Here is a 12,793-nt window from a genome sequence, read left to right as displayed (position 1 = left end):
CCATGGGAGAAAGAGTCGCATTCATTCGTGCCACCTGGCACAGCTCGATCGTCGGCAAGGCGTACGAGGGCTTCACCGCCGAGTACGCCGGCCTCGGATTCGACCCGGCAACAGTCGACGTCTTCGAGGTGCCCGGCGCGTTCGAGATCCCGCTGCACGCCAAGCGACTGGCGAGCAGCGGCAAGTACTCGGCGATCGTCGCGGCGGCCCTGGTCGTCGACGGCGGCATCTACCGGCACGATTTCGTCGCGTCGGCGGTGATCGACGGGCTGATGCGGGTGCAGCTCGACACCGATGTGCCGGCCTTCTCCGTCGTGCTCACCCCGCATCACTTCCACGAGCACAGCGAGCATGTCACCTACTTCACCGAGCACTTCGTGACGAAGGGAGCCGAGGCGGCCCGCGCACTGGCGACCACCCTCAGCTCCCTGCGCTCGCTGCCGGTGAGTTAGCGGTAGTTCGCCAGGCAGCTCTGCTCGCCGTCGAGCACACCGGTGCGGAACGCCTCCAGCCGCTGGAAGCCGCTCCCCACCACCTTGCCGTCCACATCGCTGGCGACCAGACCGTCGGCGAGCAATCCGGAGACCGCCTCGTCGAGGTCGTTCGCCGATAGCCTCGGATCGCTGCCCGGCTCGCTCAGCTTCGTGGTCACGACGCCGGTGAGGCAGGCGGTGCGCAGTCCGGCCGTCCCCGCACCGGTGATCGAGAGCTTGCGCTCCTGTTGCACCGCAAGGACATAGCGGGAGATGAAGACGGCGAAGGCGTTGTAGTCACCGTCCACGACCGCCGAAAGCGGTTCGTCGTCACCCTGCATCGCCCCGGCGCGTTCGGCGAGTTCGGAAACATCGGTACCGATCTTGTTCGAACTCGGGCAATACGAGACCGGCTCGGTGGCGGTCACCTTCGAGCAGTTCTTCACCACGCCGTTGTAGTCGTACTGCGGGGCCTGTTGCAGCGGGAAGATCTTCGCCAGCGCCTGGCTCAGGCTGGTCAGCGACGCCACGTCGACCGGCAGCTGGGCGTCCTGCTCACCGTCCTCATAGGTCGTGGGCAGGGTCCCTCTGCGCTGCTCGATCTCCTTCTTGTTGATCTTCTTGCAGCCCGCCGCACCGTCGGTGTAGCCGATCTGCACCGCCGTCGTCCGCTCGAAGGCGGAGCCGTGCACGTTCTTCGGGTTGTCCGGATCGGTATCGCGCACCGCGATGGTCGCGCCGAGCACCGCGTTGAGGCCGTCGGTCATATTCAGTGTGAAGTGCGCCGAATTCCCCTCCGCCACATGCCGAAGGAAGACTCCGGCCAGGCAGTCGGCCTGCTGCTCCTTCACCAGCGCACCGCTGAAGAAGCCGGCGATCTTGGCCTGGCCCTGGATGGAATGGCCGTACTCGTGCGCGAGCACCATCACGATCGCCATATCGCTGTACTTCTGCTGCAACAGCGGCAGCAGTACCCCACGATCCCAGCCGATGGTGTGATCGATGCTGCAGTAGGCGGCGTTGACCAAGTGGTACGTGCTGGACCTGCAGAACTTGATCGCTTGTTCCTTGGGCGCCCTGGCATCCCAGGAGAAGTAGCGGCTCACCGGCTTGAAGGTGCCGGGAAAGTCTTTGCCGTACTCGGTTTTCCAGAAGTCTTCCAGGTCGGCGATGGTGTTGAGGGCGAGTTTGTCGACCGCGCCGCCGTCGCCGTTCTCCGCGGTGAGCGCGGCGTCCGGCACGCCCTTGCGTGGGCCGCTCGGCCCGTTGCTGGAGACCGATCCGGTCAGCTCCCACGGATTGTCCGCAGTCACCGCGCTCACCGTCCCACCGGAATTACTGTCGCAGCCGACCAGCGCCGCGCCGACCAGCATCAATACGGCGACCACCCCGAACCGCAGCCGTCTAGTCCTCATCAGGTCTTTCCTCCCCGAACTCACCACGGGCCCGTCCTCGGCGAACCCTGACTCGACCGGGTTCATCTACGCCTGCCCCGTCGAGCGATCACATGGTAATCGCAGAAAGCTGGGCGCGCGTATACGTCTGGGCGTGGGAATGGCCTTCAGCGCCCCTTCTCGGCCGAAATCCGCCGTATCCCATGGCCAAAGGATGGGCGCTCAGACCAATACCTCAGGCGTTCAACTGCACCCGGGCCAGCACGGCTCGGTGATCCGAGCCAGGAATGGTCAATGACCGCACATCGGCGGCGGTCCCGTCGGCGACCAGGATGTGGTCTATGCCGATCACCGGTCCCCACCGGCGATCGGCTGGGAAGGTGAGCAGTGGTCCGGCGCCCGCCTGGTCGGCCGCGGCGACGAATCGTCCGCGCAGCAATGCGCGGAACGCCGAATGATCGCGTGTGGCATTGAAATCCGCGCCGACGATCGCGGGACCCTGTTGCGCGTCGAGTATTTCGCGGATCTTGCCGAGTTCCGAACTCCAGGCCGGGAAGTCGACCGACGGCGGCACCGGGTGGAAGGCGAATACCGCGACCGCCCCGCGCTGCGGATGTTCCATTGTCGCGGTCAGGTTGTCGAGCAGGAAGCCGTCGTATTTCTTGGTGTCCCGCAACGGATATCGGCTGAAGATCCCGGTGCCACCACCGCCACCGCGGGCTTGCAGGAACTGATGCGGCAGCAACTCCGTGATGCCCGCATCCGCAAGCCGTTGCGCCACTTCCGGTGTCAGCTCATCGACGGTCAGCACCTCGACGTTGTTCGCCCGTACCGCGCCGACCACCGCCGCCGCATCCGCCTCCCCGAACAACAGATTCGACTGCATGACCGTTACCTCCGGCCCACTCGCCGCCCGCCCCTCGGGCACGAACATCGGCAGCTGCGTCCACAACACCGCCGCGACGATCACCCCGGCCGCCACCGCACTCCGCCACCCTCGCGCGACCAAGAACAGCACCAGCCCCACAGCGGCCCCGAGCATCAGATACGAAGCCCCCGACGCCACCAGCACCAACACCTGCCACCGCCAGGCCCCGAAATGCAACACAATCCCGACCACCCCCACCACCACGGCACACCACCCGGCCCCGAGCACCACCCGCTCCACCCACTTCCGCATCCCCCGACCTTAACCGTCACCGAAGGAGAACCCGCGCCGCGATTGTGCAGATCCCGTGTACTCGGAATCAGCCTGCCGCGCCACCCGGCTCGGCCACAAACGGGCCTGACGGCCGCGATCGGACCGCCGCGCACTGCGCGAATTCGTGAACCGCTTCCAGATGCTGACCGCAGTGGGTCAGGCAGGGCTCATTCTCGGTGCATCCGCTCGACGAGCACGGCGACGTCCGTGGTGAGTGAACCACCGGCGAAAGCCAGTGTGGCCGCGGCGCGTTCGGCCGCGGCCGGATGGCCCGCACCGCAGGCGTCGGTCACCAGGATGGGGAGATAGCCCAGATCCAGGCTGTGCCGCACGGTGGGTTCGATGCCGACCTCCATAGCGATACCCGCGATGGCGAAGGTGTCGATGCCGCAGTCGCGCAACGCGATATCCAGCGGAGTGGCCGCGAACGCGGACATGGTGATCTTGTCGAAGACCACCTCGTTCGGCCCCGGAGTCAGCTCGGGGACGAGCTGATACTGCGGCGAGTCCTGTGGGAAGCTGGAGTGCACCTCGCTCGGGTCGTCGACCCGCTGCCACTCCATGGCCGTACGCAGCTGGGCGACACCGGCCGCAGCGGGCGGCAGCGACATGTGCCGGGTGTAGAAGACGCGAAACCCGTTCTCCCGCGCCGCATCCCGAAGTTGCAGGCAGGATCGGACGATCTTGTCCCCGTCCGGAAGCTGACGCACGATGCCGACCTGCATGTCGTAGATGATCAGCGCCATCCTGGTCGGATCGCAGGCATCGGCGAGCGTCTGCGGAATGCTGAGACCGTAAGCGTGACGCATCAGGCGGTACCCACCTTCGTCCGGTCGTAAGGCTCGGCGACGTCGACGGACGGATCCATCAGCGCCTCGAGCGGCAGCGGCGCCTGCACCGGAACGTAGGTCCACTCCAGGTAGCCGGCCTTGGTCAGCGGGAAATCAGCGACGTAGCCCTTGGCCTCCTCGACGCTGTCGACCTCGAACACGATCACTACGCCGGGTTCATCGGCGCGCGCATAGTTCTCGCGGACGATGCCCGCCTTCCACAGCCGCCATACATTGGCGACCTCTTCGGGGAGGTACGGGGTGATGGTCTCCATCGTCACGCCGGGTTTGAAGCTGTCGAAAACGATGACTTTCATGGGAATTGAGCTCCATGTCTGCAGAATGTGGTGCGGCCGCGCCGCAGTGCGAGTTCCATGAAAGCCCGATGATTACAGTGTTACAAGAACGCACTTTTTGGTGAGTACCGGGAGGCTGGCGATGCCGGAGAAGCGCTACTACTGCGCGGTGGAGGTGACCGTCGACCTCATCGACGGCAAATGGAAGCCGGTCATCCTCGCCCACCTCAAAGAGGGCGTGCGCCGCTACGGCGAACTCCGCAGGCTGATGCCGTCCACCAGTGAAAAGATGCTGGTCCAGCAGCTGCGCGAGCTGGAAACCGACGGCCTCATCCGTCGCACCGTCTTCGATACCGTGCCACCCCAGGTCGAATACGACCTCACCGAGGAGGGCTGGAGCCTGGTCCCGGTTCTGACCGCCCTCTACGAATGGGGCCGCAAACGCGCCGACCGCGCCGGTATCACCCTGCCCTGACCTGCTCAGCCCCCGAAGACGCGCTCGACCACCGCTTTCGCCCGCCGCGTGACGCGCATGTAGTTGTCGAGAAACTCGCTGCCGTCATCGTTCGGCCAGCCCGCCACCCGCGCGACGGCCGATAGTAGACGGCCCGGGCCGGGTAGCTGGTCGGCGGGCTTGCCGCGTACCAGCACCAGGGCGTTGCGCGCCTTGGTGGCCGTCAGCCAGGCCTCGCGCAGCAGCGAAATATCCTGGGTATCAAGAAGTTTCGTCTGCTCGATGACGTTCAGGGATTCCAGTGTCGAGGTGTTGTGCAGGCCGAGCACATCGTGGGCGTAGCGCAGCTGCATCAGCTGTACGGTCCACTCGATATCGGCCAGGCCGCCGCGCCCGAGCTTGGTGTGGGTCGCCGGATTCGCACCGCGCGGCAGGCGTTCGGCATCGACCCGCGCCTTGATCCGGCGGATCTCGCGCACCGCCTCACTCGACACCCCGCCCTCCGGATAGCGCACCTTGTCGACGGTGTGCAGGAACCGGACACCGAGTTCCTGGTCCCCGGCCACCTGATGCGCGCGCAGCAGCGCCTGCACCTCCCACGGCTGTGCCCATTGCTGGTAGTAGGCGGCATAGGCGGCCAGCGTGCGCACCAGCGCACCATTGCGGCCCTCCGGCCGCAGCCCGGCATCGACCTGCAGCGGCGGATCGGTGCTCGGCGCGCCGAGCATCCGCTGCACCTTCTCCGCGACGCTGATCGCCCACTTCACGGCCTTGGTCTCGTCCGCACCGGGCCGCGGATCGCAGACGAACAGTACGTCGGCATCGGACCCGTAGCCCAGTTCCATACCGCCGAGGCGACCCATCCCGATCACCGCGAAATCGGCCGGTGCCGGCTCGCCGAGTTCGGCCTCGCTGGCTCGGATCACCGCGCGCAGTGCGGCTTCCAGCACCGCGACCCACACCGAGGACAGCGCACGACACACCTGCGGCACATCCAGCATGCCGAGCAGATCGGCCGAGGCGACACGCGCCAACTCGTGCCTGCGCAGCGAACGTGCCGCCGCCACCGCACGATTGGGATCCTCATAGCGCGCCGCCGCCGTAAGGATCCCGCGCGCAACGTCTTCGGGCTGCGGGCTGAGCAACAGCGGCCCGCCCGGTCCATCGGCATACATCCGAATGGTGTCCGGCGCGTTGATCAACAGATCCGGCAGATACTCCGACGAACCGAGCACGATCATCAACCGCTGCGCGATCGCCCCCTCGTCGCGCAACTCGCGCAGGAACCAGATCTGATCGTCCAGCCCCTCCGACACCCGCCGGTAGGCGAGCAGTCCGGCATCGGGATTCGGTGTGTCACCGAGCCATTCGAGCAGCGTCGGCAACAGCAGCGCCTGAATCCGGCCTTTGCGCGACACCCCGCCGGTGAGCGCCTTGAGATGCCCGAGCGCGTTCTCCGGCGCGATATAGCCCAGCGCCGCCAACTGCCGGATAGCCGCGTCCGGGCTCAGCCGCAGTGCGTCGGGTTCCAGCTTCACGACCGATTCCAGCAGCGGACGATAGAAGAGCTTGGCGTGTAATCGCCGCACCCGCACCGCATTACGGCGAATCTCGTTAGCCAGCACACCCACCGCGTCCTGCCGGCCATCGGGGCGGATGTGCGCGGCGCGGGCCAGCCAGCGCATCCCCTCTTCGTCATCGGCGGCGGGCAGGGTGTGGGTGCGCTTGAGCCGCTGCAACTGCAGCCGATGCTCGAGCAGGCGCAGGAATTCGTAAGAGGCCGTGAGGTTCGCGGCGTCGTCGCGCCCGATGTAGCCGCCGGCGGCCAATGCGGTCAGCGCCTCGACGGTGCCCTGCACGTGCAGCGTCTCGTCCACCCGGCCGTGCACCAATTGCAAGAGCTGCACGGCGAATTCGACATCACGCAAGCTGCCGTGCCCGAGCTTGAGTTCGCGCTCACGCAGATCGGCGGGGACCAGATCCTCCACCCGACGCCGCATCGACTGCACGTCGGCGACGAAATCGGGACGCTCGGAGGCGGTCCACACCATCGGCATCAGCGCATCGCGGTACTGCTCCCCCAGCGCCAGATCGCCGGTCATCGGACGCCCCTTGAGCAACGCCTGGAACTCCCAGGTCCTGGCCCACCGCTTGTAGTAGGCGACATGCGACTCCAGCGTGCGCACCAGCGCGCCCGCCTTGCCCTCGGGCCGCAGCGCCGCGTCGACCTCGAAGAAGGCCGCACTGCCCACGCTCATCATCTCGGCCGCCAACCGGGTCGCGGTGGCATCGGCGGGCTCGGCGACGAAGACGACGTCGACATCGCTGACGTAGTTGAGTTCGCACGCACCGCTCTTACCCATGGCGACCACGGCCAGCCGCACCGGAACCGGCTCGTCCTTGCAGACCCGCGCCACCGCCACCGCCAACGCGGCGGTCAATGCCGCATCGGCCAGATCGGTGAGATGACGGCCGACCACCTGATATGGCACCACCGGTTCGTTCTCCACGGTCGCCGCCAGATCCAGCGCGGCCAACAGCATGAGCTGATCACGATACCGATTGCGCAGCAACGGAACTGCCTCCGGACCAGATATCTCGGCCCGGTACAGCAGCGCATCCGGATTCGGACTCGCCACAGGCACCGCCCGCACGGCGGCCAGCAGATCCGCGATCAGCTCCGCGCGCGCAGGTAGCTTGTCCCGCAGCAGAATTCGCCACGCGGCCGGATCGGCGACCAGATGATCGGCAAAGGCGCTCGACGATCCGATGAGCGCGAAAAGCCTGCCGCGCAACGCACTATCAACCCGCAGCGTCGAATCCAGCTCGGGCCACTCCTCGCCCAGCGCGGCCCGCAGCCGCGTCAGGGTCAGCAGTGCGAGATCGGCATCCGGCGCGCGCGACAACGCCCACAGCACCGGAATGCTGTCGATGTTGTCCCACGCCAACTCTCGCAACGATACGGCGGCGGTCGGCTCGAGCAATCCGAGCCGACCGACACCAGGGACAGCTGAACGAGCAGACGGCGGCCGGACCATAAGTCCAACTTAGTTGCCCGATCATCTGTTGCCAGCAAGGCCGGTGGGAAAGACGCGTAAACGTAGCCGTTTAGAGCGTCACAAGCCGAGGTACTCCTTCAGCTCGTACGGTGTCACCTGGCTGCGATAGTCCGCCCACTCCCGGCGCTTGTTGCGCAGGAAGAAGTCGAATACGTGCTCGCCGAGCGTCTCGGCGACCAGCTCCGAGCGCTCCATCGCCTGCAGGGCCTCGTCCAGCGTGCCGGGCAGCTCGCGGAAGCCCATGGCGCGACGCTCGGCGGCGGTCAGCGACCACACGTCGTCCTCGGCCTCGGGCGGCAGTGTGTAGCCCTTCTCGATGCCACGCAGACCGGCGGCCAGCAGCACCGCGAAGGTCAGGTAGGGGTTGCAGGCCGAATCTGGGCTGCGGATCTCGACGCGGCGCGAGGAGGACTTGTTCGGGGTGTACATCGGCACCCGCACCAGCGCGGAGCGGTTGGACCGGCCCCACGAGGCCGCGGTCGGCGCTTCGCCGCCGTGGATGAGCCGCTTGTAGGAGTTCACCCACTGGTTGGAGATCGCGCTGATCTCCGGCGCGTGCTCCAGGATGCCCGCGATGAACGCGCGCGCCGTCTCCGAGAGGTTGATCGGATCGTCCGGATCGTGGAAGGCGTTGGCCTCGCCCTCGAACAGGCTCATGTGGGTGTGCATGGCCGAGCCAGGGTACTGGGCGAACGGCTTGGGCATGAACGTCGCGCGCACACCCTCGTCGATGGCCACTTCCTTGATCAGGTAGCGGAAGGTCATCACGTTGTCGGCCATCGACAGCGCGTCGGCGTAGCGCAGGTCGATCTCCTGCTGACCGGGCGCGCCCTCGTGGTGACTGAACTCCACCGAGATGCCCATCGACTCCAGCGCGTCGATCGCGTGCCGACGGAAATTGGGGGCGGAGTCGTGCACGGCCTGGTCGAAGAAACCGCCGCTGTCGGCGGGACGGGGGTCCGAGCCGTCCCGCGGGCCGTTTTCGAGCAGGAAGAACTCGATCTCTGGGTGCACATAGCAGCTGAAGCCGACGTCGGCGGCCTTGTTCAGCTGGCGGCGCAGCACGTGGCGCGGATCCGCCCAGGACGGCGAACCGTCGGGCATGGTGATGTCGCAGAACATGCGCGCGGAGTGCTGGTGGCCCTTACTGGTGGACCACGGCAGCACTTGGAAGGTCGACGGATCCGGCCGCGCGACCATGTCCGCCTCCGACACGCGGGCGAAGCCCTCGATGGCCGAGCCGTCGAAGCCGATGCCCTCCTCGAAGGCGCCCTCTAGTTCGGCGGGGGCGATGGCAACGGACTTCAAATAGCCCAAAACATCGGTGAACCAGAGACGCACGAAGCGGATATCCCGTTCTTCGAGCGTCCGCAGCACGAATTCCTTCTGGCGATCCATGTCGCCGAGCGTAAGCACCCGGCGTTAAATCCGTGTTACGTACACGCTTAGGGATTGCAATCCCGTCATTCGGAATGAATCGCACACCCGGCAAGATCGCATCGTGAGGGCGCGTCAGCAGGTCAATCCGGCCTCCGGAACCTGCAGATCGGTGAGGTAGGAGATCACCGTGTCGTCCAGGCACTGGTCGCCCGCAACCAATGCCGCGGTGTGTCGGGTGCCCCGGAAGGTGATCAGCGCGGCACCGAGCTGGTTGGCCAGATCGACACCGGACTGATAGGGCGTCGCGGGATCCTCGGTGGTCGACACCACCACCGTCTTCGGCAGCCCGGGCGCGGAAATCTTGTGCGGCTCGCTGGTATTGGGCACCGGCCAGGTCGCGCACAACTCCAGCGGGGCGGCGCCGGTGCCGCGGCCGTCGTCCAGGAACGGGGCCGCCTTGCGGTACTCGGCATCCTGGCGGCCCGTCACCGCCCGATCATCGATGCTCGGATCATCGACGCAGCGGATCGCGTTGAACGCCTCCTGGGTGTTGTCATAGCTGCCGTCGTCGCGGCGACCGTCGTAGAGATCGGCGAGCTTCAGCAGCGTGTCACCGCGCCCGTCGCGCAATTCGGACAGGCCGAGGGTGAGCACCCGCCAGAAATCGTCGGAGTAGAGCGCCTGCTGTACGCCGGTGACGGCGTCGCCGTAGCTGAGCCCGCGCGGATCGGTGGTCGAGGCGGGCTTGGTTTCCAGCGGATTCACCAGCGCGCGGAAGTTGGCGACGGCCCGGGCCGGATCGGTGCCCAGCGGGCAGTCCGCCTGCTTGGCGCAGTCGGTGGCGTAGGCGTCGAAGGCCTTCTGGAACCCGGCCGCCTGCCGCAGCGACTCCTGCACCGGGTCCTGTGAGGAGTCCACCGCACCGTCGAGCACCAGCGCGCGCACGTTGTCCGGGAACTTCTCGGCATAGGCCGAGCCGAGTTTGGTGCCGTAGGAGTAGCCGAGGTAGCTGAGCTTCGGGTCACCGAGTACGGCGCGGATCACGTCCATGTCCTGGACCACCTCGCGGGTGCCGACATGGGCCAGGAACTCGGTGCCCGTGCGCTGCACGCAGTGGTCGACGAACTGATGGTTCTCGTCCTCGGCGGCGGTGATGCCCTCCGGGGTGTTGTCGCTCGGCGGCTCGGCTCGTTCGGCGTCGTTCTGCTGCGGAGTCAAGCAGGCGATGGTCGGGGTCGAGGAGCCGACGCCGCGCGGATCGAAGCCGACCCGGTCGAAACGCTCGGCCAACGCGGTCTTGCCCGCGATGGCCGACATCGACAGACCGGACACCCCAGGCCCGCCCGGGTTCAGCAGCAGCGAACCGATCCGCTTGCCGCTGGCCGGGATTCGGGCCAGCGCGATCTGCGCAGTCGCGCCGTCGGGCTTGGTGTAGTCGACGGGCACGGAGATGCGCGTGCACTCGGTTTTGGGCGCGAGGGGATCGTCCGCGGAGCCGAAACCGTCGCAGGAACCCCAGTTCGCCGTCTGACTGTAGAACTTCTCCAAGCCCGCGGGCGGTGCGGGTAGCGGTTGGCCCGGCTCGTTCTTGGACACCGTGCACCCGGCCACCACCATCGCCAGCGCCACCCCCACCAGCAACCCACGACCACTCCGCACCAATGACATGTCGACGATCCTGGCATGGCGCCCCCGCCTCCCCGAAACTTTTGCCGGTCGTAAGTGCCTCGAACCTTGGCCACCGGACCGACAGTCGGGGGCGCGATAAGTCCTGGGCGTACCCGACGAGTTACCGATGTTCGTGCGAAATCAGGCGTCGCGATGGCATTGCGATGTGACCAATTGCACCGCACATGGCCTTAAGCAGGCCGTGCAGGAGGTGCACACTGGATTCGTCATACAAACCCGGGGACCCGAACGGGCCTCGAGGCGACAACCATGAAAGGGACGATGATGTCCGTATCCGATTCGGAAACCCCTGCCTACGGTGCTGCCCCTGCCCCAAAGGCGGCCAAGCGCAAGACGCGGGTGCATCATCTGCAGCAGATGAAGTCCGACGGTGAGCGTTGGTCCATGCTGACCGCCTACGACTACTCCTCCGCCCGGCTGTTCGAAGAGGCCGGGATTCCGGTGCTGCTGGTCGGCGACTCCGCGGCGAATGTCGTCTACGGCTACGACACCACCGTGCCGATCACCATCGACGAACTCATCCCGCTGGTGCGCGGTGTGGTCCGCGGCGCACCGCACGCGCTGGTGGTGGCCGATCTGCCGTTCGGCACCTACGAGTCCTCGCCGCAGCAGGCGCTGGCGACCGCGACCCGGTTCATGAAGGAGGGCGGGGCGCACGCGGTGAAACTGGAGGGCGGTGAGCGGGTCGCCGAGCAGATCGCGCTGATCACCTCGGCCGGTATCCCGGTGATGGCGCATATCGGCTTCACCCCGCAGAGCGTCAACACCCTCGGCGGTTTCCGGGTGCAGGGGCGCGGCGACGGCGCCGAACAGCTCGTCGCCGACGCCATCGCGGTCCAGGAGGCCGGCGCGTTCTCCGTGGTGATGGAGATGGTGCCCGCCGAACTGGCCGGACAGGTGACCCGCAAGCTCACCATTCCGACGGTCGGCATCGGTGCGGGCCATGAATGCGACGCCCAGGTGCTGGTCTGGCAGGACATGGCGGGCTACACCTCGGGCAAGACCGCCAAGTTCGTCAAGCGGTTCGGCAATGTCGGCGATGAACTGCGTTCCGCCGCGGTCGCTTACGCCGACGAGGTACGGCGCGGGACCTTCCCCGGCCCCGAACACAGCTTCTGAGTTCACAATGACCGGTCGAGCGGTGCACGCGCCCGCGGCACTGCTCGGCCAGCCGCTCGCGCCCATACTCGACTGGGCCGCCGGCGTTCTCACCGACCGCGGGATCACGATCACCGGGGCGCCCGCGGAAACCCGCCGCCGCGCATGGTCATTGATCGCGCGCATCCCGACCGACGCGGGTCCGATGTGGCTGAAGGCCAACTCGCGCGCCTGCGCCCATGAGGGTCCGCTGCTGCTGGCGCTGGCCCGGCTTCGGCCCGGCAGCGTCCTGGAACCACTTGCGGTGCAGGCGGATCACGGCTGGCTGCTCAGCCCGGACGGCGGACCCACCGCCCGCGACACCGAGGCGGCGTGGACCGATCTGGTCCGCCGCTATGCCGACCTACAGCTGGCGATGACCGACCACATCGATGAGCTGCGCGCCACCGGCACGCCGTATCTGCCACCGCCCCAACTGATCACCGTCTACCGCCACTTCGAGCCGCGCGTGCCCGGCCTCGGCGGCGCGATCACCGAGGCCGCCACCGCGCTCGCCGAATTCGGCAGGCTGAGCATCGAACACAACGATCTGCAGCCCGGCAATGTCTTCACCGATTCGGATGTGGGCACCGGCCTGCTGTTCGACTGGGGCGATGCGGTGCTCACCCACCCGTTGCTGTCCTGGCGGGTGCTGCGTGGACCGCACCGCACCGAATACCTCGACCGATGGCGGCGATCCGGGACCGTCACCGAGGCCGAGATCGCACTCGCCGACCGGCTCGCCCCGCTGGTCGCCCTGCACCCATGGCGCACCATCGATGCCACACCACCGCGCTTCGCCCGGTTTCTGCGAGGTCTACTGGACGATCTGCGCTCGGGCTTGCACGACCACGGTTGATCCGCGATCTCCAGCAAACTC

11 protein-coding genes are annotated in these 12,793 nt (G+C 67.0%); 4 read left to right on the top strand and 7 right to left on the bottom strand.

The genetic code is table 11. The features are described 5' to 3' along the window. Positions 1 to 2: 2 nt before the first annotated feature. A complete protein-coding gene (locus tag OG874_RS03395) occupies positions 3 to 452 on the top strand; it encodes a 6,7-dimethyl-8-ribityllumazine synthase (protein ID WP_330253660.1) in 450 nt (149 codons plus the stop codon). Here the strand turns inward: OG874_RS03395 and OG874_RS03390 are convergent. The 4 genes from OG874_RS03390 to OG874_RS03375 form a co-directional block, all read right to left on the bottom strand. After that, positions 449 to 1,888: a metallopeptidase gene (locus tag OG874_RS03390; RefSeq protein WP_330253659.1), complete on the bottom strand. Its 1,440-nt coding sequence runs from the start codon at positions 1,886 to 1,888 to the stop codon at positions 449 to 451. The two genes, OG874_RS03395 and OG874_RS03390, sit on opposite strands and share 4 nt — an antisense overlap. Before the next feature lie 214 nt (positions 1,889 to 2,102). Then, complete coding sequence (locus OG874_RS03385; RefSeq protein ID WP_330253658.1) at positions 2,103 to 3,047, bottom strand: endonuclease/exonuclease/phosphatase family protein; 945 nt, start codon at positions 3,045 to 3,047, stop codon at positions 2,103 to 2,105. Positions 3,048 to 3,235: 188 nt separating this feature from the next. After that, positions 3,236 to 3,877, bottom strand: a complete 642-nt coding sequence (locus tag OG874_RS03380) for a cysteine hydrolase (protein WP_330253657.1) — start codon at positions 3,875 to 3,877, stop codon at positions 3,236 to 3,238. Beyond that, positions 3,877 to 4,215, bottom strand: a complete 339-nt coding sequence (locus tag OG874_RS03375; protein ID WP_330253656.1) for a hypothetical protein — start codon at positions 4,213 to 4,215, stop codon at positions 3,877 to 3,879. The genes OG874_RS03380 and OG874_RS03375 overlap by 1 nt, the downstream gene beginning before the upstream one ends. Before the next feature lie 100 nt (positions 4,216 to 4,315). On the opposite strand from OG874_RS03375, the gene OG874_RS03370 reads away from it, so the two are divergent. After that, complete coding sequence (locus tag OG874_RS03370) at positions 4,316 to 4,669, top strand: winged helix-turn-helix transcriptional regulator (RefSeq protein WP_442943271.1); 354 nt, start codon at positions 4,316 to 4,318, stop codon at positions 4,667 to 4,669. A gap of 5 nt (positions 4,670 to 4,674) precedes the next feature. On the opposite strand, the gene OG874_RS03365 is transcribed toward OG874_RS03370, so the two are convergent. The 3 genes from OG874_RS03365 to OG874_RS03355 form a co-directional block, all read right to left on the bottom strand. Continuing rightward, positions 4,675 to 7,686 carry a bifunctional [glutamine synthetase] adenylyltransferase/[glutamine synthetase]-adenylyl-L-tyrosine phosphorylase gene (locus OG874_RS03365; RefSeq protein WP_330253655.1) on the bottom strand — a complete coding sequence of 1,004 codons (3,012 nt, stop codon included), beginning with the start codon at positions 7,684 to 7,686 and terminating at the stop codon, positions 4,675 to 4,677. 78 nt (positions 7,687 to 7,764) lie between these two features. Beyond that, a complete protein-coding gene (glnA, locus tag OG874_RS03360) occupies positions 7,765 to 9,105 on the bottom strand; it encodes a type I glutamate--ammonia ligase (RefSeq protein WP_330253654.1) in 1,341 nt (446 codons plus the stop codon). A gap of 114 nt (positions 9,106 to 9,219) precedes the next feature. Next, entirely contained in the window at positions 9,220 to 10,755 is a 1,536-nt protein-coding gene (locus OG874_RS03355) for an alpha/beta hydrolase (protein WP_442943270.1), read from the bottom strand. Positions 10,756 to 11,040: 285 nt separating this feature from the next. On the opposite strand from OG874_RS03355, the gene panB reads away from it, so the two are divergent. Beyond that, the gene (gene panB, locus OG874_RS03350) at positions 11,041 to 11,895 is read left to right on the top strand and encodes a 3-methyl-2-oxobutanoate hydroxymethyltransferase (protein ID WP_330257157.1); all 855 of its coding nucleotides are present in this window, start codon (positions 11,041 to 11,043) and stop codon (positions 11,893 to 11,895) included. 7 nt (positions 11,896 to 11,902) lie between these two features. Continuing rightward, positions 11,903 to 12,772: a phosphotransferase gene (locus OG874_RS03345; protein ID WP_330253653.1), complete on the top strand. Its 870-nt coding sequence runs from the start codon at positions 11,903 to 11,905 to the stop codon at positions 12,770 to 12,772. Positions 12,773 to 12,793 lie beyond the last annotated feature (21 nt).

The sequence above is a fragment of the Nocardia sp. NBC_00565 genome, assembly GCF_036345915.1.
Classification (GTDB): Bacteria; Actinomycetota; Actinomycetes; order Mycobacteriales; family Mycobacteriaceae; genus Nocardia.
This window is presented reverse-complemented; position numbering and strand designations above follow the sequence as displayed.

What these genes read in the sequence shown, in the direction of transcription:
- OG874_RS03395 (WP_330253660.1), top strand. Translation starts at nt 3, where the DNA reads ATGGGAGAAAGAGTCGCATTCATTCGTGCCACCTGGCACAGCTCGATC.
- OG874_RS03390 (WP_330253659.1), bottom strand. Translation starts at nt 1,888, where the DNA reads ATGAGGACTAGACGGCTGCGGTTCGGGGTGGTCGCCGTATTGATGCTG.
- OG874_RS03385 (WP_330253658.1), bottom strand. Translation starts at nt 3,047, where the DNA reads ATGCGGAAGTGGGTGGAGCGGGTGGTGCTCGGGGCCGGGTGGTGTGCC.
- OG874_RS03380 (WP_330253657.1), bottom strand. Translation starts at nt 3,877, where the DNA reads ATGCGTCACGCTTACGGTCTCAGCATTCCGCAGACGCTCGCCGATGCC.
- OG874_RS03375 (WP_330253656.1), bottom strand. Translation starts at nt 4,215, where the DNA reads ATGAAAGTCATCGTTTTCGACAGCTTCAAACCCGGCGTGACGATGGAG.
- OG874_RS03365 (WP_330253655.1), bottom strand. Translation starts at nt 7,686, where the DNA reads ATGGTCCGGCCGCCGTCTGCTCGTTCAGCTGTCCCTGGTGTCGGTCGG.
- glnA (WP_330253654.1), bottom strand. Translation starts at nt 9,105, where the DNA reads ATGGATCGCCAGAAGGAATTCGTGCTGCGGACGCTCGAAGAACGGGAT.
- OG874_RS03355 (WP_442943270.1), bottom strand. Translation starts at nt 10,755, where the DNA reads ATGTCATTGGTGCGGAGTGGTCGTGGGTTGCTGGTGGGGGTGGCGCTG.
- panB (WP_330257157.1), top strand. Translation starts at nt 11,041, where the DNA reads ATGTCCGTATCCGATTCGGAAACCCCTGCCTACGGTGCTGCCCCTGCC.
- OG874_RS03345 (WP_330253653.1), top strand. Translation starts at nt 11,903, where the DNA reads ATGACCGGTCGAGCGGTGCACGCGCCCGCGGCACTGCTCGGCCAGCCG.